At 70.6% G+C, this 20,618-nt stretch carries 22 protein-coding genes; 3 read left to right on the top strand and 19 right to left on the bottom strand.

Annotation, left to right across the window (positions count from 1 at the left end; genetic code table 11):
• Positions 1 to 20: 20 nt before the first annotated feature.
• Positions 21 to 1,346 carry a voltage-gated chloride channel family protein gene (locus DFR41_RS16715; protein WP_114803542.1) on the top strand — a complete coding sequence of 442 codons (1,326 nt, stop codon included), beginning with the start codon at positions 21 to 23 and terminating at the stop codon, positions 1,344 to 1,346.
• Between the two features lie 184 nt (positions 1,347 to 1,530).
• The gene (locus tag DFR41_RS16710) at positions 1,531 to 2,796 is read left to right on the top strand and encodes a lipase family protein (protein WP_017760578.1); all 1,266 of its coding nucleotides are present in this window, start codon (positions 1,531 to 1,533) and stop codon (positions 2,794 to 2,796) included.
• A gap of 33 nt (positions 2,797 to 2,829) precedes the next feature.
• On the opposite strand, the gene DFR41_RS16705 is transcribed toward DFR41_RS16710, so the two are convergent.
• The 13 genes from DFR41_RS16705 to nifE form a co-directional block, all read right to left on the bottom strand.
• A complete protein-coding gene (locus DFR41_RS16705; RefSeq protein WP_114803541.1) occupies positions 2,830 to 3,621 on the bottom strand; it encodes a TOBE domain-containing protein in 792 nt (263 codons plus the stop codon).
• Positions 3,614 to 4,399: a sulfate/molybdate ABC transporter ATP-binding protein gene (locus tag DFR41_RS16700; protein WP_211322610.1), complete on the bottom strand. Its 786-nt coding sequence runs from the start codon at positions 4,397 to 4,399 to the stop codon at positions 3,614 to 3,616. Before DFR41_RS16700 ends, DFR41_RS16705 begins: the two co-directional genes overlap by 8 nt.
• Positions 4,399 to 5,175 carry a molybdate ABC transporter substrate-binding protein gene (gene modA / locus DFR41_RS16695; protein WP_114803540.1) on the bottom strand — a complete coding sequence of 259 codons (777 nt, stop codon included), beginning with the start codon at positions 5,173 to 5,175 and terminating at the stop codon, positions 4,399 to 4,401. Before modA ends, DFR41_RS16700 begins: the two co-directional genes overlap by 1 nt.
• Before the next feature lie 89 nt (positions 5,176 to 5,264).
• On the bottom strand, positions 5,265 to 5,972 hold the full coding sequence (gene modB, locus DFR41_RS16690) for a molybdate ABC transporter permease subunit (protein WP_114803539.1): 708 nt from the start codon (positions 5,970 to 5,972) through the stop codon (positions 5,265 to 5,267).
• 63 nt (positions 5,973 to 6,035) lie between these two features.
• Positions 6,036 to 7,079, bottom strand: a complete 1,044-nt coding sequence (locus DFR41_RS16685) for an LLM class flavin-dependent oxidoreductase (protein WP_114803538.1) — start codon at positions 7,077 to 7,079, stop codon at positions 6,036 to 6,038.
• Positions 7,076 to 7,681: a globin family protein gene (locus DFR41_RS16680; protein WP_114803537.1), complete on the bottom strand. Its 606-nt coding sequence runs from the start codon at positions 7,679 to 7,681 to the stop codon at positions 7,076 to 7,078. Before DFR41_RS16680 ends, DFR41_RS16685 begins: the two co-directional genes overlap by 4 nt.
• A gap of 93 nt (positions 7,682 to 7,774) precedes the next feature.
• Positions 7,775 to 8,362 carry a nitrogen fixation protein NifQ gene (locus DFR41_RS16675; protein WP_425326707.1) on the bottom strand — a complete coding sequence of 196 codons (588 nt, stop codon included), beginning with the start codon at positions 8,360 to 8,362 and terminating at the stop codon, positions 7,775 to 7,777.
• Between the two features lie 28 nt (positions 8,363 to 8,390).
• Positions 8,391 to 8,696, bottom strand: a complete 306-nt coding sequence (gene fdxB / locus DFR41_RS16670) for a ferredoxin III, nif-specific (protein ID WP_017758742.1) — start codon at positions 8,694 to 8,696, stop codon at positions 8,391 to 8,393.
• 31 nt (positions 8,697 to 8,727) lie between these two features.
• Positions 8,728 to 8,928, bottom strand: coding sequence for a CCE_0567 family metalloprotein (locus tag DFR41_RS16665; RefSeq protein WP_017758743.1), 201 nt, complete (start codon positions 8,926 to 8,928; stop codon positions 8,728 to 8,730).
• 153 nt (positions 8,929 to 9,081) lie between these two features.
• Positions 9,082 to 9,576, bottom strand: a complete 495-nt coding sequence (locus tag DFR41_RS16660) for a NifX-associated nitrogen fixation protein (RefSeq protein WP_114803535.1) — start codon at positions 9,574 to 9,576, stop codon at positions 9,082 to 9,084.
• Entirely contained in the window at positions 9,569 to 9,991 is a 423-nt protein-coding gene (gene nifX, locus DFR41_RS16655) for a nitrogen fixation protein NifX (protein ID WP_114803534.1), read from the bottom strand. Before nifX ends, DFR41_RS16660 begins: the two co-directional genes overlap by 8 nt.
• Before the next feature lie 30 nt (positions 9,992 to 10,021).
• The gene (gene nifN, locus DFR41_RS16650) at positions 10,022 to 11,449 is read right to left on the bottom strand and encodes a nitrogenase iron-molybdenum cofactor biosynthesis protein NifN (RefSeq protein ID WP_114803533.1); all 1,428 of its coding nucleotides are present in this window, start codon (positions 11,447 to 11,449) and stop codon (positions 10,022 to 10,024) included.
• Between the two features lie 11 nt (positions 11,450 to 11,460).
• A complete protein-coding gene (gene nifE, locus DFR41_RS16645; protein ID WP_114803532.1) occupies positions 11,461 to 13,023 on the bottom strand; it encodes a nitrogenase iron-molybdenum cofactor biosynthesis protein NifE in 1,563 nt (520 codons plus the stop codon).
• Positions 13,024 to 13,295: 272 nt separating this feature from the next.
• Between nifE and DFR41_RS16640 the strand changes: the two genes are divergently transcribed.
• Entirely contained in the window at positions 13,296 to 15,509 is a 2,214-nt protein-coding gene (locus DFR41_RS16640; RefSeq protein WP_114803531.1) for a TonB-dependent receptor, read from the top strand.
• A gap of 30 nt (positions 15,510 to 15,539) precedes the next feature.
• On the opposite strand, the gene DFR41_RS16635 is transcribed toward DFR41_RS16640, so the two are convergent.
• The 6 genes from DFR41_RS16635 to DFR41_RS16610 all read right to left on the bottom strand — a co-directional run bounded on the left by DFR41_RS16635 (position 15,540) and on the right by DFR41_RS16610 (position 20,576).
• A complete protein-coding gene (locus tag DFR41_RS16635) occupies positions 15,540 to 16,358 on the bottom strand; it encodes a tRNA nucleotidyltransferase (protein ID WP_114803530.1) in 819 nt (272 codons plus the stop codon).
• A gap of 13 nt (positions 16,359 to 16,371) precedes the next feature.
• On the bottom strand, positions 16,372 to 17,226 hold the full coding sequence (locus tag DFR41_RS16630) for an LLM class flavin-dependent oxidoreductase (RefSeq protein WP_114803529.1): 855 nt from the start codon (positions 17,224 to 17,226) through the stop codon (positions 16,372 to 16,374).
• A gap of 205 nt (positions 17,227 to 17,431) precedes the next feature.
• Positions 17,432 to 17,788 carry a hypothetical protein gene (locus DFR41_RS16625; RefSeq protein ID WP_114803528.1) on the bottom strand — a complete coding sequence of 119 codons (357 nt, stop codon included), beginning with the start codon at positions 17,786 to 17,788 and terminating at the stop codon, positions 17,432 to 17,434.
• Positions 17,789 to 17,815: 27 nt separating this feature from the next.
• Positions 17,816 to 19,522: an AAA family ATPase gene (locus DFR41_RS16620; RefSeq protein ID WP_114803527.1), complete on the bottom strand. Its 1,707-nt coding sequence runs from the start codon at positions 19,520 to 19,522 to the stop codon at positions 17,816 to 17,818.
• Positions 19,523 to 19,732: 210 nt separating this feature from the next.
• Entirely contained in the window at positions 19,733 to 20,218 is a 486-nt protein-coding gene (locus DFR41_RS16615; RefSeq protein WP_114803526.1) for a hypothetical protein, read from the bottom strand.
• A gap of 31 nt (positions 20,219 to 20,249) precedes the next feature.
• Complete coding sequence (locus DFR41_RS16610) at positions 20,250 to 20,576, bottom strand: hypothetical protein (protein ID WP_017757469.1); 327 nt, start codon at positions 20,574 to 20,576, stop codon at positions 20,250 to 20,252.
• Positions 20,577 to 20,618 lie beyond the last annotated feature (42 nt).

Raw genomic sequence — 20,618 nt, 5'->3', positions numbered from 1 at the left:
CTTCCCTTCGCATCGACGACATGACCCGACATTCCCGCTTCGAGCAGCTTGCCGTGCTGCGCTCGGTGGCCAAGTGGCTGCCCCTGGCCAGCCTGGTGGCCGCGCTGGCCGGCTCGGCCTCCGCCTTCTTCCTCTTCGCACTGGACGCCGCCACGCGATGGCGAGAGACGCATCCGGCCATCATCTGGCTGTTGCCCTTGGCCGGCGCGGCCGTGGGCTGGATCTACTGGCGCCTGGGCAAGCAGGTGGAGGCCGGCAACAACCTCATCATCGACGAGATCCACGATCCTCAGAAGACCGTGCCACTGCGCATGGCGCCGCTGGTGCTGGGCGGCACGGTGGTGTCGCACCTGTTCGGCGCCTCGGTGGGGCGCGAAGGCACCGCGGTGCAGATGGGCGGTGCGCTGGCCGACCAGCTGACGCGCCTGTTCCGGCTGGACAACGAGGACCGGCGCATCCTGCTGATGGCGGGCATCGCGGCCGGCTTCTCGTCGGTGTTCGGCACGCCGCTGGCGGGCGCCCTCTTCGGCCTGGAGGTGCTGGCCATCGGCAGCATGCGCTACGACGCGCTCTTTCCGTGCACCGTGGCGGCCATCGTGGCCGACCAGGTGGGGCTGGCCTGGGGCGTGCACCACACGCACTACGTGGTGAGCAGCGTGGCCCCCGTGACGCTGTGGAGCGTGCTGGCGGTCACGCTGGCGGGCATCGCCTTCGGGCTCACCGGCCGGGTGTTCGCCGTGGCCACGCACCGCCTGGGCGGCTGGGTGCGGCGCTGGATCGCCTATCCCCCACTGCGTCCCTTCGCGGGTGGGGTGGTGGTCGCGGTGGCGGTCTGGGCGCTGGACGCCCACCGCTACATCGGACTGGGCATTCCGACCATCGTGGCGGCCTTCGAGGGACCGCTGCCACCGTGGGACTTCCTGGGCAAGATGGCCTTCACCATCGTCTCGCTGGGCACCGGCTTCAAGGGCGGCGAGGTGACGCCGCTGTTCTACATCGGCGCCACGCTGGGCAATGCGCTGGCGCCGCTCCTTCACATGCCGGTGTCGATGCTGGCGGGCATCGGCTTCGTGGCGGTGTTCGCGGGCGCGGCCAACACGCCGGTGGCGACGATCGTGATGGCGGTGGAACTCTTCGGGCCGGCCATCGGCCCGCTGGCGGCCATCGGCTGCTTGGCCAGCTACCTCAGTTCCGGCCACACCGGCATCTACCACGCCCAGCGCGTGGGCAATGGCAAGTACCGGCCGGCGCTGCCCGAGGGGCTGCGGCTGTCGGAGATCGCGCAGTACCGGCTGCAGGCCAAGGCCGCACACGCCAAGGCGGCCGAGGCCACCAAGCCGGACTGAGCACCGGCCCGGCCGGGCCCACGCGCCCCGCGCCTGCCGTCCCGTGCGGCGCAGGCCCGGGCCCGAGCCATCGCGAACGCTGATGGGTGGCGGCGATTTTTAATGGGTCGCCATCGGAGGCTGCCGCGAAGATCGATGCTTCCAACCCAGCCGGCCATGACGCCGGCAGTTCCGGAGACATCCCATGCGTTTTCTTGCCCTGGCCTGCGCGGCCATGCTGGCCGGCTGTGCCGTGCCTTCTTCGACCGGCAGCCGCCTGCCGACCGGCCCCGTCGCGGGCGACCAGACCCTCTCGCCCTTCTATGCCTGGACCGGCGACCTGCCGGCCAGGCCGGGCGTCATGCTGCGCATGGAGCCGCAGCCCACCCAGCCCGAACTCACCGCGGCCGGCCTGCAGCAGCGCATCCTCTACAGCTCGACCGATGCACGCTGGCGTTCGGGCGTGATCCCCGTCTCGGGCACGCTCTACCTGCCACAGGGCACGCCGCCCGCCGGTGGCTGGCCGCTGGTGGCCTGGGGACACGGCACGCTGGGCGTGGCGGACAGCTGCGCGCCGTCGTGGACGGGCCACCGGCCGCGCGACGCCACCTACCTCAACCGCTGGCTGCAACAGGGCTTCGCCGTCGTCGCCACCGACTACCAGGGCCTGGGCGGCCCCGGCCCGCATCCCTACCTGTTCTGGGAGGCCGAAGGCCGGTCGATCCTGGACAGCGCACGCGCCGCGCTGTCGGCCTATCCCGGCCGCATCGCCAACGAGGTGGTCATCACGGGCCAGTCCCAGGGTTCGGCCTCGTCCATCGGCGCCAGCCGTATCGCCCCCGAGTACGCGCCGGAACTGAAGCTGCGCGCCACCATCGCCACCGGCGTGGTCCCGGTGTTCCCACAGGGCCCCTACCAGGCGCCGGAGTCGGCACCGAATCCCAAGGGGCCGGTGCGCTTTGCCATGCTGCGGCTGGTCGGCGGCGCGATTCCCGATGGAGGGCCCAGTGCCGAATCGTTGGTGACGGAAGGCGCGCTGCCCATGCTCAAGATGGCGCGCGAGACCTGCGTGGACGATATGCGGGGTTACGAGCAGCGCAACGGCCTGAACGCCGGCAATTCGTTCGCCCGCGATCCCGCCGCGCTGGAGGCTCTGCTGCTCAAGAGCACCGAGATGAGCATGACGCGCATGCCGGCGCCCGTGTTCCTGGGCACGGGTCTGGCCGACCGCACGGTGCCGCCGAGGCGCCAGTACGCCGCTGCGGCGGCGCTGTGTGCCGCTGGCAATCCGCTGACCTGGCAGACCTATGCCGGCGTCTCGCACAACGGCATCGTCAACGCGGCCTTCGACGACGAGCTGCGTTTCGTGCGGCAGGTCATGGCCGGGCAGACGCCTGCAGGCAACTGTGCCGCCCTGACCCTGCCGGGAACGCCAGGGGTTGCGAATCCGGCGATTCCGTTCAACGACTAGCGCAACGCTGGCGCTCTCTCTGGTCCGGGCTGCCTACGCACGCATCGCCACCATCACCGAATACGCCTTGACCACGGCCGTGGCGGCGTGGCCCACCCCAATGCCGAGGGCATCGATGGCGTCGTTGGTGACGCTGGCCGTGATCACCGCGCCGCCGGGCAGCGTCAAGCCCACGAGCGAGGAGACGGCGCCGCGCTCCACGCGCGAGACGGTGCCGGCGAACTGGTTGCGTGCCGAGAGCTGGTAGCCGGCGAAGTCGGTCACCAGCACCACGGCCGACGACTTGACGAGGGCGATGGCCTCCTTGCCCACGGCGGCCTGCAGCCGCGTGGCGGCGGCGCTGGTCATGGTGGCGACAATCTCTTGGCCGCCCGCCAGGGCAATGGTGAGCTGCGTGGTCACCGGGCCGGACTCGACGGCGCTGACGGTGCCGGCGAACTGGTTGCGGGCGGTGGTCTTCATGGCAATTCTCCGGAGAAGGCCGGCCAGGGCCGGCTGTTGGACAAGAAGGGCTTCCTGCGCGCGCAGGAAGTCGGCGTGGGCACCCTGCAACCCGCGCCAGGCGGCCAGCAGCGCATGGGCTGCCGGCGTGAGCTGCGTGCCGCCGCCGCCCTTGCCGCCGGTGGCACGCGACATCAGCGGCTCGTTGGCAAGGTTGGAGGCCGTCTCCAGCAACAGCCACGCGCCCTTGTAGCTGTAGCCCGCGGTGCGCGCCGCGCGGTTGATGGAGCCGGTGCTGTCGATGGCTTCGAGCAGGGCGAAGAAGCGCGCGTCCAGCCGCCCGGCCAGGCGCAGCTCGCCATGCAGCAGCGTGGCGTCAGCCATGGGCGGCTCCCAGCAGGCGGCGCACCGCCGCGGCCTGCGGCGGCTCGGCGGCGCGCGCAGGGGCGCCGAGCAATTCCAGCTCGACGCCGGTGCCCCGCGCCACGTCCACCTGCCGCACGGCGCGGCCCTGCTCGATGAGCACCGCTTCCTCCGCCAGCGCCAGCACGTCGTCGACGTCGTGCGTGATCATCAGCACGGGCAGTTGCCAGCGGGCGCAGACGGCGGCCAGTTCCTGCCGGAGGTCGTGGCGCAGCATGGGGTTGAGGGCGGCGAAAGGCTCGTCGAGCAGCAGCACCTGCGGCTCGCAGGCCAGGGCACGCGCCAGGGCGACGCGCTGCTGCTGGCCGCCGGACAACGCCGATGGGCGTGCATCGGCCATGGCCTCCAGGCCGAAGCTGACCAGCAGCTCGTCCACGCGCTGCGCCGCCCGCGCGTCCAGACGGCGGCGGCGCCAGGTGGTCAGGCCGAAGGCGATGTTCTGGCGCACGCTCAGATGCGGAAACAGCGCGTAGTGCTGGAACAGGTAGCCCACGCGGCGCTGCTGCGTCGGCAGGTCGATGCCCGCCTCGGCATCGAAGAGCGTGCGCCCGCCGATGCGCACATGGCCACGCTCGGGCCGCAGCAGGCCGGCCACCGCCTGCAGCGTGAGCGACTTGCCCGCGCCCGAGGGGCCGTAGAGCGCGACCATGCGCGCCTGGCTGCGAAAGCGCGTGTGCAGCGCGAAGCGGCGCTGGCCATCGCTCACGGCCAGCTGCAGGTCGACGTCGATCAGCGCCATCAGGACGGCTGGCCGAAGCCGTACTTGTTCAGCACCTCCATCGCCGGCGGCGTGGCGAGGAACTGGATGAACTCCTTCGCCAGCGGCTTCTGGCGGCTCTCGCTGACCACGACGACCGGATAGCTCACCGGCGTGTGGCCGGTGGCGGTGAAGGCGATCTTCACCTTGTCGCCGCCGATCGCGGCATCGGTGCGGTAGACGAAGCCGGCATCGACCTCGCCGCGCGCCACATAGTCGAGCACCTGGCGCACGCTGTCGGCGTAGACGAACCTGGGCTCCAGCGTGCTCCACAGGCCGGCCGCGTCGAGCGATTCCTTGGTGTAGCGGCCCACCGGCACAGTGGCGGTCTTGCCGATGGCGATGCGCTTGACGGCGGCGCCGGCCAGGTCCTTGACCGAGGCCAGCGCCGGGCCGCCCTGCGCGGGCACCACGGCCACCACGGTGTTGAGGGCGAAGTCGCGCTTGCTGTCGGCGTCGAAGAGCTTCTTTTCGATGCCCTGCGTCACCGTCGCCTGGTCGGCGCTGGCGAACACATCCACCGGCGCGCCCTGGGCAACCTGCTGGATCAGCGTGCCGGAGGCGGCGAAGTTGAAGACCAGTTTGACGCCCGGATGCGTGGCCTCGAACCTGGGCGCCAGCTCCTTGAACGCATTGGTCAGGCTCGCCGCAGCCGATACGGTGAGCTGCTGGGCCGCGGCCAGCGCCGGCAACGCGGCAAGGGCCAGCACAGCCAGATCGCGACGGGTGAAGCGGGCCAGGGACGGGGGACGGGACATGGTGGGACTCCTTCTCGACAGATGCGACAGATGCGACAGATGCGACAAAGACGATGCGATGGGGGGACGTGGCCGATGGGCAGCTCAGCTCAACGCAGCGACAGGAAGCGGTTGGACACCACCAGCAGCGCCACCGACAGCACCGAGGTGACCAGCACCAGCAGCAGCGCCGTGCGGTCCTCGCCGGCCTGCACGGCGTCGTAGATGGCCATCGACAGGGTCTGCGTCTTGCCCGGAATGGAGCCCGCCACCATCAGCGAGGCGCCGAATTCGCCCATCGCGCGGGCGAAGGCCAGCAGCGTGCCGGCCAGGATGCCGGGCCAGGCCAGCGGCAGCGTCACCCGCACGAAGCTGCTCCAGGCCGACTGCCGCAGCGTGCGGGCCGCGGCTTCCAGGCTGCGGTCCACGCCACCGAAGGCGGCGCTGGCCGACTTGAGCACCAGCGGCAGGGCCACCACGGCCGAGGCGACGACGGCCCCGTGCCAGTTGAAGACGATCGTGTAGCCGAAGTACTCGTACAGCCAGCCGCCGACCACGCTGCGCCGTCCGGCCAGAACGAGGATGGCGTAGCCGATCACCGTGGGCGGCAGCACCAGGGGCAGGATGCAGACCGCCTCCAGCAGGCTGCTGCCGGCGAAGCGCCGACGGGCGAACAGCCAGCCCAGCGCCGTGCCCACGACCAGCGCCAGCACGGTCGCCACGCCCGCCACCTTGAGCGAGAGCAGCAGGGGATGCCAGTCGGTGGCCTGGAGGCTTTGGGACAGATCCGACAGAGCGGGCGGGAGGTTTTGCGACATTTGCTACGTAGTTCAGTACATAACGACCGGGGTGCAATATACGCGCCAGCGTTGTGAAGCCCGTCACACCGCGGGCGCCACGGACTGCATGAACAGCGACAGGGCCTCGCGGGCCGCGGCCGGCGCGTGCACGGCCGGCTTGAGCAGCAGCAGGTGCGGGCCCAGTTGCGCTTGCAACAGCCGCAGCCGGGCCGCGCAATGGGCCGGATCGCCGATCACCGCATTGGCCAGGATGGTGTCGTCGTCGGCATCGGGCCGGAACATCGGCGGCCTGCCCTGCGCCCCGAATTCCACGCCCATGAGTTGCGGGTAGGCGCGAACGGCGGCCAGCCCGTGGGCGACGGCCCGGCCATGGTCCGGCTCGCAGTGGAAGAAGCGGGCGATGGCGAAGCGCCAGTTCCGCGGTCGGGCGCTGCGCTCGGACGCGATGGCCGCCGCCACCTTGGCCAGGTCGGCCGAGGGCGTGGCCATCAGGCCATGGCCCTCCTGCGCCGCCAGGCGCAGCGCCTCGGGGCTCAGGCTGGCCAGCCACACGGGCACGGGCTGCTGCAGCGGACGCGGATGCACCGACAGGCCGTGGCTGCGGTAGTGGCGTCCATCGAAATCGACCGCATCCTCGCGCCACAGGCGGCGGATGAAGGCCAGGGCCTCCAGCAGGCGCTCGCGCGCCTCGGCCTCGGAGGCCACGCCCGCATGCCGGTACTGCGCCGGGAAAGGCCCGCCGCGCGCCACGCCGAATTCCATGCGTCCGCCGCTGAGCAGGTCGAGGGCGGCCACATCCTCGGCCACACGTACCGGGTCGTTCAGCGGCAGCAGCGCGGCGCCCGTGCCCAGGCGGATACGACGGGTGCGTGCCGCCAGCTGGGCCATCAGCACCATGAGCGCGCTGCCGATGGCGAAGCGGCTGTGGTGATGCTCGGCCACCCAGACGGAATGAAAGCCCAGTGCCTCGGCCAGCTCGCCCGTGAGCAGGGTCTGCGCCAGTGCATCGCGCGGGTCGCTGTCGGGGTCTTCCACGTTGAGGAAGACGCCGTAGCGCGAGCCCACAGGCGCGGCGGCGATGCCTGTGCCGGGAGCCGGGTTCGTGCTTGGCGACAGCGCGCTCATCGCCCGCCTCCCGCGGCGGGCGCCGCCTCCAGGAACCAGCTGCGCACGGTGTCGTAGGGATAGCGCGTCAGGCCCGCATGGCGGCTGCGCGGTGCCATCAGGTGCACCGACAGGGGCTCGGCCCAGCGCCAGAAGTCGGCCCGCAGCCCGGGCGTCCAGCCGGCATCGTCGAAGGCATGCCAGAGCTGCACCAGCCACAGCTCGCGGCCCTCCTCGTCCAGCAGCAGCGGCAGGCCCGAGCCGGCGCGCAGCCGCGCGTGCCGGCCGCTGTAGAAGAGCGGCCCGCCGCAGGACTCGACCACGAAGTCGGCCACGCGCTGCTCCACGCAGCCGGCGCACCGGCCCGCGCGGGCGAAGAGCGGCGTGCGACACAGCCGCTGCATGTGCAGATGCACCAGCCGGCGCAGGCCCTCCTCGCTGCACTGGGCCAGCAGCCGGTGCGCGGGCTGGGGCAGCAACGGCAGGCACGGTGCCTCGGCAAGGGCCGACCCGGCCCCCGGCGAATCGCCGGCCGGCCAGTGGAGCGTGAGATAACAGGCCCGGTCGCAGGGCACCCAGCGGGCGCCGCGGGACACGGGTGGGGCGGATTGGAAGGCGGACATGGCGGCTTCGTCGGTTTTGTCAGGACAGGCGACTTGTTATGTAGCGAACTACATCGCGTTAGCCGTCCTTGTGCAAGCCGCGTGCCCGGCGCGTCAGATCCGCGCCCGGCCGTCCTCCGGCCCGAAGCACAGGCCATGGTCGCTGCAGACCCCGCAGCTGGGCGACTTGCAGACGAAGATCTCTTCACGCTCGCACAACTGCTTGTAGAAGAACTTCTTCCACTTCATGTCGCCCGTGTTGCGGGCCGCGAGCGCGGGGAACCAGCCGCCGATCAGCGCCGAGAGTTCGCGACGCGAGGGCAGGAACAGGTCCTGCCACAGGTGGTTGTCGCCCAGGCTGGCACAGGCCAGCGCATGGGCGACGGCCCGTCCGTCCCCGGCCGGGCCCGCTGTCGGCGACAGGTGGTCGAGCAGCAGCGCCACGATGTCGTCCACCTCGTCCTGCCGCGGCTCGGCGCGCTCGGCGCCGTCGAGCGCCAGCCAGTCCAGGCCCAACGCCTCGTCGGCGCCGGGAAAGCGGCGCTCCATCAGCGCGCGCGTGGGCGCGGCCGCCAGACCCGTGAGGGGCAGCCACTGCGTGCCGTGGTCGGCGAAGGCCGCGCCGATGACGCCGGCCAGCGCCAGGCTGGCCGGATCGTCCCGCTGCGGGGCACATGCCAGCAGCAGGGCGCGGGGATGCAGGGCCTGGGCATTCATTGCCGGGCGGCCCTCACACCTGCGCCGCGGCGTGCGTGTAGCACTTCTTGGGGCAGATCTTGGCGCAGGCCGTGCAGCCGATGCACAGCTCCTGGTGGGCGATGGTCATCACCTTGCGCTCGTACTCGTCGTCCTCGTCGTCGTCGCCGGAGAGGGCGATGTGCTCGCCCTCGTCGTCCAGGCCGACGAGCTCGAGCACGCCGCGCGGGCAGACCTTGAAGCAGCGGCCGCAGCCGATGCACTTGCCTTCGTCCAGTTCGGCGACGAAGGTGGGCGTCCAGGTGGCGCCGCTGGGCAGGGTGACGTTGAAAGTGGTCATGGCTGGCTCGGGGCTGGCGGGGCGTGCGTCTTCAGGCCGCTGCGGCGGCAGAGGCCTTCCGGGCCGCCATCAGCGCGGCATGGGCCTCGTGGCAGCGCTGGGCCACCTCCAGGATGCGCTCCCAGTTGGTGGGCAGCTCTTCCGAGAGGTCATGCAGGTCCATCTTGGCCTGCACGGCCTGGGCGTTGAGCTTCTTGAGGCGGGCTTTCAGTTCTTCTGCTGTTTCAGACATTCGGCGGCTCCTGGGTACTCGGTGGCAAACGTCAAGCACAGCCAACGCTGTGCTCGGGCGCCCGTGGAACCGGCTTTGCAGGGCCACCGGGCGCGCCCCCTTGAGGGGGGATTCGGCTACACGAAGTGAGCAAGAAACGGGGGTGGGTCTATTTCATGCTCCATAGTTGGCGACGTCCGGGTAGGTGCGGATCATCTGCACCGCCTCGTCCAGGAACTTGCCGCCGGCTTCCGACAGCTTGGCCAGCGACGGAAAGCCGAAGCGGTGCACGTCGCGCAGCTGCTTGTTGACCACCACCAGCCGCCCGGCGATGAGCACCATGCGGCCGAAGCCCTCGTGGCTCATCTTCATCATGGGCGAAACCATCTGCTTCGTCTCGCGCTCGATGGCCACCGCGATGGCGTTGTAGAACAGCTCCAGGTGCCACAGCGTCTCGGGGTCGGGGTCGCCCATGATCGGAATGGCACGCCGCTCCTCGGGCGTGAGGATGTAGGGCTTGAGCAGTTGCAGATCGCTCTTGCCCTCCCAGGTGCCGTGGGTGTCCTGGGCGCGCAGTTGCTTGATGAGCTGCTGCACGAAGGGCGACGCCAGGTGCGCCGCGTCGTCGTCGGCCGCCGGGGCGGCGGCCAGGGTTGCTTCTTCAGCCATGGGAGTGGGCTTCCTCTTCGTCCTCGAAATCGAAGGCACGGCCACCGCCGTCCTTGGCCAGCGCCTTGCGCAGCCAGGGTGGGGGCGTGCCCTTGAGCACGTCCTGCAGCTTGTCCAGGATCTGCGCGATGGGTTCGGGCTGCGGCACCTTGATCGGATGGATCTTCAGCGCCACCACCCGCGCCGCGCCCGAGCCGCCGATCGCCGCCACATACAGGATGGCGCAGTCGCGGATGGCGTCCAGCTTGGGGGCGAGCTTGTCCTCGTCGCCGTCTTCCTCCAGCTTGCCGCCGAAGTCGAAGCTTTCGACGAAGCGGTGGCCCTGGGGCGTGACCTCGTACACGACGATGGCCTTGGCCCAGCCGAAGTGGGCGTCGACATGGACCTTGTCCTGGGTGGCGAATGCGATCTTCATGGGAACTCCGTGCCGTGGAAAAGAGGTCGCTCAGGCGCTGGCGGCCGCCACGGCCGCGTGGTCGCCGCAGCCGCAGCCCGTGCCGCAGCCGGCCTCTGCCTGCGGCACGGGCTGCGCTGCGCGCAGCGCCTCAGGCGTGAGCGGCCAGTCGCCTTCGTGGTGGTGCGGGATCTGCTCGATCATCAGGTTGGCGATCTCGAAGATCAGGTTCATCGTGCCGCGGTAGCCCACATAGCGGCGGTGCGAGTTGCCGATGCGGTCGAACACCGGAAAGCCCACCCGGAAGAAGGGCTTGCCCAGCCGCTCGGCCATCTGCCGGCCATGCGAATGCGTGACCAGCAGGTCGCAGCCGGCCTCGGCCGCGGCACGCTCCATGTCCTCCAGGTCGCCGATCACCACCTTCGCGGCCGGCAGCAGCGCATGGGCGGGCGAGGCCGTGGTGCTGACGCACACCTTCAGCTCGGCGCCCATCTCGTGCAGCAGACTGCCCACGGCGAGCAGCAGGTCGGGCTCGGCGCCGATCGCCACCTTGGTGCCGCCGGTATAGAAGTGGCCGTCGAGCATCGCGTCCAGCAGCTGGCTGCGCTGGCGGCGGTACTTGGCCGGCACGGGACGTCCGCTGATCTGCGACAGCCGCTGCATCAGGCGGTCGTTGCAGGCCAGACCCGTGAGTCGCTCGTAGACCTCGAAGGGCGTGCCGGCGATGTCCTGCAGCGCCTTGGCGGCATCGCGCGTCTGCTCGCCCACCGCCAGCGTGAAGGCCGAGGCGCCCGCGGCGCGGATCTCTTCCACCGTCGTGCCGCCCAGCGTGGTGCCGCGCCAGTCGGGCGCGATGTGGCCGTCGAGCGAACCAGAGAGGTCGGGCAGCACCACGGCCGTGAGGCCGAAGGCCTCGATGATTTCGCGCAGCTCGTCGATGTCCGCCGGCGAGAGATGGCTGCCCGGCAGCAGCGTGATCTGCGTGGCCACCGTCGGCAGCGGCTTGACCATGGCCCGGACGATACCGGTGACGGCATGACGGTAGCCGTCCTCGAAGGCGCCGACGTAGTCGGGCGTGGAGACGTAGACGATCTCGGTGTCCGCCAACTCGGGCTTGCGCTGGCGCACGATGGCCAGGAAGCCCTCCACGTCGTCGCCCTTGGTCTCGGTCAGGCCGGTGGAGCAGATGGCGATGATGCGCGGCGCCGCGCGCTGGTGGATGTTCATCAGCGCGGCCTCGATGTTCTCGTAGCCGCCGAGGATGGTGGTCACCTCGTTCATCGCCGTGGTCTGCAGCGGGATGGCTTCCTTGAAGTGCCGCACCAGCAGCACCAGCCCGAAGGAGGTGCAGCCCTGCGAGCCGTGCATCACGGGCATGCAGGCATCCAGTCCCATGAAGGCGAAGCTCGCCCCCAGCGGCTGGCTCATCTTGAGCGGATTGACCGCGCAGGCTTTCTTCGACTCGACGACTTCTGCCATGGCGCGGCTCCTCAGGCGGGCATTTCGTCGAGGGTCAGGCCCATGGCGCTGCGCGCCACGTCGGCCAGGAAGGCCAGGCCCGGCAGAGGCGTGCAGTCGGCCAGGGCGGCGGGCTGCGGCGCCTGCGGCGGGATGGGCGCAGGCGCCGGCACCGGCGTGCCCGCGGTCACGGCGCCCAGGCTCTCGCCGTCGTCGCCCCAGGGCGCCGGAATGCGCACCTGCTGCCACACGGGGTTGGACAGCGCGCGGTCCACTTGGTGCACCAGCTCCACCATGCCCTCGTAGCCGCCATAGGGGTAGTAGCGCTCCTGGTTGATGTCCAGCCAGGGCATGCGGGCCTTGAGCGCCACGAACTGCGAACGACCGCCCGACAGCATGATGTCGGCCTTGGCATCGCGCAGCATGGTGTACATCTGCCGCGGCGTCATGTCGTCGATCATGTGGGCGTCGTCGCCCATGATCTCCTTGATCTTCTCCTTGTCTTCCTTGGTCGACTTCTTGATGCTGGTGCCCACCACCTCGATCCCCGCCTCCTGCAGGGCCGACACCACCGACCACGACTTCACGCCGCCGGTGATCAGCAGTGCCCGCTTGCCCGCCAGGCGCTCACGGTAGGCGGCGATGCGCTTCCAGGCGCGGGCTTCCTCGACCTCGATCAGCCGCTCGGTGCGCTCGATCAGGTCCTCGGGCGCGCCCTGGCGCACCAGCAGCCGCGCGATGTTGCGCAGCGTCTCGCTCATGTCCGAGATGCCGTAGAACGAGCCTTCGAAGTACGGGATGCCCCAGCGCTGCTCCATGCGGGTGGCGATGTTGATCATCGACTTGGAGCACACCATCATGTTCACCTTCGCGCGGTGGCTGCTGGCGATCTCGTTGTAGCGGCCGTCGCCCGAGATGCACGAGAGCACGCGCACGCCCAACGCATCGAGCAGCGGCTTGGTCTGCCACAGCTCGCCCACCAGGTTGTACTCGCCGATGATGTTGATGTCGTAGGGCGTCGTGTACTCGGGCTCGCGCGTGCCGATCACGTAGTCGAGCACCGATTCGCCGCCCAGCTTGTTGCCCAGGTTCTTGGGGCCGGCGAAGCCAGGCGAGTTGACCGGAATGACCGGCTTGCCGAACTTCTCGCTGGCGCGCTTGCACACGGCCTCGATGTCGTCGCCGATCAGAGCAGTCACGCAGGTCTGGTAGACGAAGACGGCAGGCGGGTCGTATTTCTCGATGATCTCGCGCACGCTCTTGAACAGGCGCTTCTCGCCGCCGTAGATCACGTCCAGCTCGTTGATGTCGGTGGTGAAGCCGGTGCGGTAGAGCTGCGAGCCGCTGCTGGCGCTGTGCCGGTTGTCCCAGGAGTTGCCTTCGCAGGCGATGGGACCGTGCACGAGATGCGCCACGTCCACGATGGGCTGCAGCGCGATCTTGGCGCCGTCGAAGGCGCAGCCGCCCGCGGCGGCACCGGGCGACAGCTGCTTGGTGCAGCCTTTCTTCTTTTCCTTGGCGCCCTTGGCCTGGTTCTTGTCGCAACCGGGTTCGTCGAACACCTGGGCGATCTTGGCTTTGAGCGAGGGGGACATCGGAAGGCTCCTTGCACTGGGCGGGGTGACACCTTCATTGCAGATTCGGTGCCAGCGCCGATGCGTGCGAAACCCCACGCAGAAGCGGCTTGGCGGCGGGTCGCAGCCGCAGGCCGTGGCAGTTTTGAAGCAATCGCGACATTCGCGCCAACCGGCTGGGCCACCGCGACCCGTTCCTATAATCCGCGCCGTCCGCGCGCCCCGTCCGGGGCCGCATCCCGCGCCAGCCAGCCGCTGCCAGCCGCGCACCTCCTTACTCCCGGAGTCCGGCTGTGCCCTCGCTGCCCCCTCGCCATCTGCCCACGCGGCGCGCTCGCGCCATCCCCCCTTCCAGACCTCGTGCCACCTGGCCCCTGGCCCTGGCGCTCGCCGGCCCCCTGGCGGCCTGGGCGCAAGCCGAGGCCCCGTCCGGCCCTCAGCTGCCCGCCGTGCAGGTCGAGGACGACCGGGTGCCCGACCTGCAGCAGGAGGGCTCGGCCGCCAGCGGCTACCGGGCCCGCACCGCCGCGCAGATCGGCCCGCTGGATTCACGGCCCCTGCTGGACACGCCCTACTCCGTCAATGTGGTGCCCCAGGCATTGATGGAAAACCTGCAGGCCACCAAGCCCGACGACGTGCTGCGCATCAATCCCGTGACGCAACTCACCACGCCGCAGTCGCGCTTCTTCACCGGCGTGACGGTGCGCGGCTTCAGCCTGGGCGCCACCAAGCGCATCGACGGCATGCCCAACACCAACATGGTCAGCGTCGACATGGAGGACAAGGAGCGGCTGGAGGTGCTCACCGGCCTCTCCGGCTTCCTCTGGGGCGCGGGCAATGTGGGCGGCACGCTCAACTACGTGCTCAAGCGGCCAACCTACGAACCCCTGCGCAGCGTGACGGCGGGCGTGACCGAGGGCAGCAACGCCTACCTGCATGGCGACTTCGGCGGCCGCATCGACGACGGCGGCAAGCTGGCCTACCGGCTCAACGTCGTCGGTCAGGACGGCGACACCGCCACCGACCACCAGTCGATCCGGCGCGGCCTGGTCAGCGGCGCCCTCGACTGGAACCTGAGCGACCGGCTGCAGCTGCAGTTCGACGCCTCGCGCAGCGTCTACCGCATGCGCGGCAGCGAGGCCTACTGGAGCGCCGCCACGGGCGCCGGCTATCCATCCGCCGACCGCGCCCGCAGCAACTTCTACGGCCAGCCCTTCACGCTGACCGATACCGCGCAGGACCATGTCGCCAGCCGCCTGCGCTGGCAGCTGGGCGACAGGGTGGTGCTGCGCGCGGGCGTAGCCCGCCGCACCAGCCGCTCCGACCTGGTGGTGGCCAACAACACCTTCATCGCCGGCGGCGACGGCCGCTACCTGATGCAGACCAGCGCCTGGGAGTACCCCGACTACCTCAACCAGGGCGCCTATGCCTATGCGGACTGGCTCTTCGCCACCGGGCCGGTGCAGCACACCCTGACCGCCGGCTGGTCGGCCGACCGCACCACCGCCACCAACTACCGCTCGTCCGCGGGCGGCTGGACCACCCTCACGAGCATGCCGGTCAGCTTCGGCCAACCCGTCTACCTGCCCGACCCGGGCCTCGTGCCCACCGGCAGCAAGTACCTGGCCCAGCGCACGCTGCGCCGCAATGTGCTGCTGGGCGACGACATCCGCTTGGGCGACCAATGGTCCGCCCTCGTCGGCGTGAACCAGGCGGGCATCCTGGACACGGGCTACGGCGCCACCGGCGCGAGCACCAGCCGCTACGACGACAGCCGCGTCACGCCGACGGCCGCGCTCATCTACAAGCCCGTGCCCTGGCTCTCGCTCTACGGCAGCACCATGCGCAGCCTGGAACAGGGCGGCGTGGCCGCGGCTACCTACAACGGTCGCCTGGTGAGCAATGCCGGCGAAGTGATGGCGCCCCTGCAGAGCAAGCAGGTCGAGCTGGGCCTGAAGGCCGATGCGCACGACGTGCTGTGGACGGCGGCGCTCTTCAAGATCGACAAGGGCCTGCAGTACTACGACGTGAGCGGCAGCGGCCCGGTGATCTATGTGCAGGACGGCCGGCAGGTGCACCAGGGCCTGGAGTTCACCGCCACGGGCAAGCCGATGCGCGGCCTCACCGTGGTGGGCGGCCTGACGCTGCTGGATGCGAAGGTCAAGGAGAACCGTCAATCGCCCGCCCTGGAAGGCAAGACGCCCATGAACGTGGCCGAGCGCAGCGCCAAGCTCTATCTCGAATATGAACTCGACGACGTTCCCGGCCTGACGCTCACGGGCGGGGCCTACTACACCGGCCCGCAGTACGCGGATGCGGCCAACACGCAGCGCCTGCCGGGCTTCGCCACCTTTGACCTCGGACTTCGCCACGCCCTGCGCGCTGCCGGGCTGCCGCTGACGCTGCGGCTGAACGTGGCCAACGTGGCGGACAAGCGCTACTGGCTCAATGCCAACTACCTGGGCAGCGCGCGCACGGTGGCACTGTCGGGGCAGATCAAGTTCTAGGCAGGCGGCCTTCCGCCCGCCGGGCGCCGCTCAGCGCGAATCCGACGATCCCCCCAGCGCGCGCGCCACGGCCATGGCGCGCGCCTGCGGATCGGCGCCCGCCCGCGCGAAGGCCGCCAGCGCCCGCCGCATGCGCGGTGCCTTGGCGTAGTCGTCTTCGCCGTGGCCGGCATAGGCGGCGAAATCGCAGATGCACACCTGCAGCAGCTGCTCGAAGCGCTCGGGCCGCTCCACGGCCTCCACCCGCGCCAGCAGCTCGGCGATGGGGCCGGCACGCATGTCGCTGGCGCGGTGCACCCGGTCGGCCTCGGCAATGGCCAGTTCCGCCAGGTCCAGTGCCTCGGCAGCCAGCGCCATGCGGCCGGCCAAGTCCCGCAACCGGGCCTGGCCGCGCAGTTCGTGGCCCACGTGGCTAGGCCAACAATGGGGTGGCGTACCCGCCATGCCGAACTTGTGCGCCAACACCGCAAAGCGCACCGCCAGCGGCGCATGGCGCCGCGCGGCCATGGCCAGGGCGCGCAACTGATGCTCGCCCACGTCCACCGGCAGAGGCTCGTCCGACAGGTGGGGCACGCCGAAGAGCGCGTCCAGCTCCGGCAGGAAACGCCGGAGGCCGGCGCAGGCCCGCAGTGCCAGGAAGAAGCCCGCCGGATAGGGCGACAGCAGCGCGCGCTGCAATGCCGCGCCGGCCTGCTCCGGCGTCAGCCGCTCGATGGCGTCGCGCTGCACGGCGCTCACCATCAGTGCGAGGTCCGCGGCATCGGGCGCAGCCCCCGCGCTCTGGGCGGCACCCAGCGCGAGGCGGATCAGCTGCTGCCCCACCGCGGGGGACGCGCGCGACCGGGTCATGGTCAGCGAACCCTCAATCGTCCAGCAGCGGCCGGACCTCGTCGACCAGGTCGGCCAGGATGTGCTTGGCATCGTCGAAGCCGGCGCTCATCGGCACCACGATGACGCCCAGCAGGCCGAAGCGCTCGCCGAGGTGGCGCAGCGCCTGCGCCACCTCGGCATGGCTGCCGATCAGGCTGCGCGCCAGCATCGCGGGGGCCCCGTCGGCACCGGCACGCCATTGGGCAAAGGGCTGGGCCAGCGCCAGCGCTGCCTCGCGCGTGGCACCCGGGCAGGCAAAGCGCGCCAGCAGCACGCCGGCGTCGGCCAAGCCGCCCGCCTCGCGGAAGGCGGCGATCAGTGCGTGCACCGCCTCCTCGTCCAGTTCGGCGGGCAGCCACAGGCCCAGCCCGAGGGCGGCGGCCTGCCGGGCGGCCTCGATGCCGTCGACCAGGGCCCAGGCCGGCACCGACCCGCCCGGCGCCGCCGGAATCAGCGGGCCGCCCTGCCCTGACAGCCTGGACTGCAGCGCCGCCAGCGACGCCAGCGCTTCCCTGCGTGTGCCGCGCGCATCGGCCGCCAGCGCCAACCGTCCCCGGCTGAGCAGCGAGGCCGTCGCCAGGCTCTGCGCCAGCGCCTCGGCCTCGTGCCGCGAGGGCTGCACCACGGCGCCGATGCGCGCCTTGGACGTCACGCCCGCCAGATGGCCCAGCAGCGCCTCCACCGCCGTGCTCGGATGCGCCGGGTCGTCCGCGCACTCCGCCAGCCAGATTTCGTCGAAGCCCATCCGGTCGGCCTCCCGCACCAGCACGAACTGCCGGATCAGCGCCCGCCCGTCCTCGGCGGTAGGGTTCTCGAACAGGCACAAGGCACCGAGACGCAGTTTCATGGCAGGTTCCAAAGCTTTTCAGTTATGCCAGGGGCGCGCGCCGTCCACCGCCAGAGGCAGATGCACGCCACTGTTTCGAAAGGCCGCGGAGCAGGCCACGCCAGTGCACCCGCGGAACTGGCTCTGCCAGGCCGGGGGGTGCGCCCCCCTCCAAGCCGAAGGCGCCAGGGAGGGGGGAGCCGCGAAGCGGCATGGGGGGTGCATGTCAATACGCGTTTTCGAACCAGACAGGCTCGATGCGCCGCAGCTGCTCGATCAGATGCACGGTGGTCGGCAGCAGCGACCGCACGGCGTACCAGACGGCCTCGCTGCGTGGCTGCGCATCCGCTTCGAGCAGCGCGCCCAGCGCCTGCCAGCCGCGCCAGTCCACCCAGGCCAGGCGCGCCTGCAGCACCGGCGACAGGTGTGCCAGGGTCTGGGCCACCGTCAGCAGATGGGTCTCCACATGCTGCAGGGTGTTGGGGCTGGCGAAGAGCTCCGCCTCGTCCTGCATCTCGCAGGTGAGCTGGGCGACGGCATCGGCGCACTGGCGCACGATGTCGCATTGCAGGTGGGGCAGCATGGTGTTCCTCGAAGAAGGTGCGGGCGATCAAGCGCCGGCCGGCGTGAGCGCGCGGAACATCGCGCAGCGCAGGAAGGCCTCCTCCGTCGCCGGCACGCCCTTGTGGCCGCAGTACTTGGCGACCAGCTTGGCCAGACCCTTGATGTCACGGCCGGTGGCCGCGGGAAAGAGCGTGGGCAGCCGCTGCAGCAGCGCGGCATCCAGCACCAGGCCGAACTGCTCGCCCATCACCTGCCAGATGCGCAGCCGCGCCGCCTCGTCCGGCGCGTGGTAGCGGATCAGCGCGATGCAGCGCGAGACGATGGCCTCGTCGATGTCGTCGATGCGGTTGGTGGTCAGGAACAGCAGGCCGCTGAAGTACTCCAGCACGCGCAGGAACACGCCCACCACCGCGTTCATGGCCAGGTCGTCGTCGCGGCGCTTGATGTAGACGTCGGCCTCGTCGATCAGCAGCACGGCGCCCCAGCGCTGGGCGCGCAGCAGCACCTCCTTGAGGGCGCTCTCCATGGTCGAGACGTTCAGGCCCAGCTGGCCCGAGTGCACCCGGTACAGCGGCCGACGCACGATCTCGGCATAGACCTCGGCGGTGAGGGTCTTGCCCACGCCGGGCGGGCCCGCGCACAGCACCGTAGTGCCGCCCGACTTGCCGGCCACGATGTCGTCCATCAGCACGTCCATCTCGGCGGTGAGGATGTCGATCAGGTCGGTCTGTTCGGGCGGCAGCACCAGTTTGTGCTTCAGGGCGGGCTGATAGGCATAGGGCTGCAGTTCATCCACATGCACCCAGAGGTGGTGGTGCAGATCCAGGTGGAACATCAGCATCAGCGGATGCACCGGCAGCTGGGTGAACAGCCCGGGCCGGTCGCGGCGCAGCTCGTCGGCCAGGGCCTTGACCTCGTCCTCGGCGTCGTACTGGCTGCTCTTGGCGGCCTTGCCCAGGTAGCCGGCCAGCAGCGTGCCGGGCGCCTCCAGCGTGGGGTTGCGCTGCTGCAGCACGCCTTCGTCGTTCACCAGCCGGGCCGGCTGGCCCTGGGCGCTGAGCACGATCACGTCCTTGCGCAGCCAGTCGCTGTCGCGATGGGTGGCGGTGGGGTCCTCGGCGTGGAAGCCGGTGCCGCTGCCCAGGAACTGGCTGCCGTACTCGCCACGCCACTCGAAATAGCGTTCGGCCGTGGCGTCGTAGGCATCCATCAGCGCCGGGGTCTCGCGCATCAGACCGCGCGACAGGAGCATCCGGGCGATGGTCCGGCCCTCGACGTCGGCGCCCGCCAGCCGCAGGGTCTGGGTGATGAGGCCGCCGCGCGCGTTGGCCTTCATCTCAACGAAGACCTTGCCGGTCTCGTCGTTGCTGGCCGGCACGAAGTCGATGCGGGTCGGGCACCAGGCCAGGGGCCGGCTGTCGGTGTCGGCACTGAAGAGCCAGCCGCGCCGGGCGCCGGCCGCGATGTGCCGCACCAGTGCCGGCACCACCTGCTCCAGCCGGTCGGCGGTGAAGCGCTCCGCATCGGGCTCCTCCAGCGCATCGCGCAGGCAGCGCAGCTGCACAGCGCGTCGGCGCTGGTGCTCGCCGCCGGTCTGCCACAGCTCGCCCAGACGGTCGAGTGCCACGGGGTGCAGCTGGGCCAGCCCGATCTCGGCATGCGCGCCGAAGCGCAGCTGGTCGGCCAGCATCGCCAGTTCGGGGAATTCGCTGGCGAGTTGCTGGGCGTGCGGACGCTCGATGCGCAGCTTCATGGCAGGTATCCCGTCGGTTTTCCATGTTGCTGCGCGCCACCTGCGCCGCGCGAAACTGGCACGGCGACAAGGATCGAACGGCCGCGGAGCAGGCCAGGCCAGGGCACCCGAGGAACTGGCTTTGCCAGGCCTCGGGGTGCGCCCCCCTCCAAGCCGAAGGCGCAAGAGAGGGGGGAGCCGCGAAGCGGCTTGGGGGGTGCCTTTTTCACTTCAGTTGTCGTCGGCGAGTACTTCCAGCTCGACCAGTTGACGGTAGAGCGCACGCCGGGCACACCAGCGCGCATCGCCGGCCAGCCGCGGGTCGTGGCCCTCGAAGGCGGCCACCGCTTCGGTGTCGCTCCAATAGATGCAGGGCTGCCCGCCGCGCGCCGCGATGGCAGCCGCCAGGGCGTCGCGCTCGGTCACCGGGGCGGACTGCAGCACGCCGCGGCCCAGCAGGTGATCGGCGCGGTACAGGGGGGTGTCCCAGCCGTGCGCGTCGCCCAGACCGCAGATGGCGGGCAGCGCCGCGCGGGCCGCGTCGCCAGGCCCGTCGTGGCCGTGGGCCTGCAGCAGCTCGCGCGCCGTGAGCACGTCGTGGATCTCCCACGGCTGCAGCGTGTCGGTCGCGGCGACCTTGCGGGCCAGGTCCTCGTCGTCATAGGCGAACCAGGCATGCGGTTCGCCGGCTTCGGGCTGTTCGACGACGTAGATCATGATGGGCCTCAGGCAGTGCCGGGCGGACGGCTCACTCCACGCCTTCGGCGTGCGCCTTGGCCCACACGGCCTTGCTGATGCGCTGGGTGATGCCGGCCGGGCTGGAATCGAACACCCGCTGTGCGGCCAGCAGCGCGCCCTGGGCGATGGCCGCCTGCTCGTGCGTCAGGGGCAGCCGGCCCGCCACATGCGTGGCACCAGGCACCGCACGCAGGATGGCCTGCCGGTTGGGGTGTTCGAGGATCTCGACCAGGTGCTCGGCCTCGCGCACCCCGGCCAGGCAGACCCAGCCATCGATCACTTCGACCTTGCGGCCGTCTTCCGTGGTCTTGACCCACACGCGTTCGGGTTCGGACATGGGCGATCCTCGATTCGGTGAAGAAGTGAAGCCAGGCGCCAG

Source organism: Pseudacidovorax intermedius, assembly GCF_003350475.1.
Taxonomy (GTDB): domain Bacteria; phylum Pseudomonadota; class Gammaproteobacteria; order Burkholderiales; family Burkholderiaceae_C; genus Xenophilus; species Xenophilus intermedius.
Note: the sequence above shows the minus strand (reverse complement) of the source record. Positions and strands in the feature narration are given on the sequence as shown.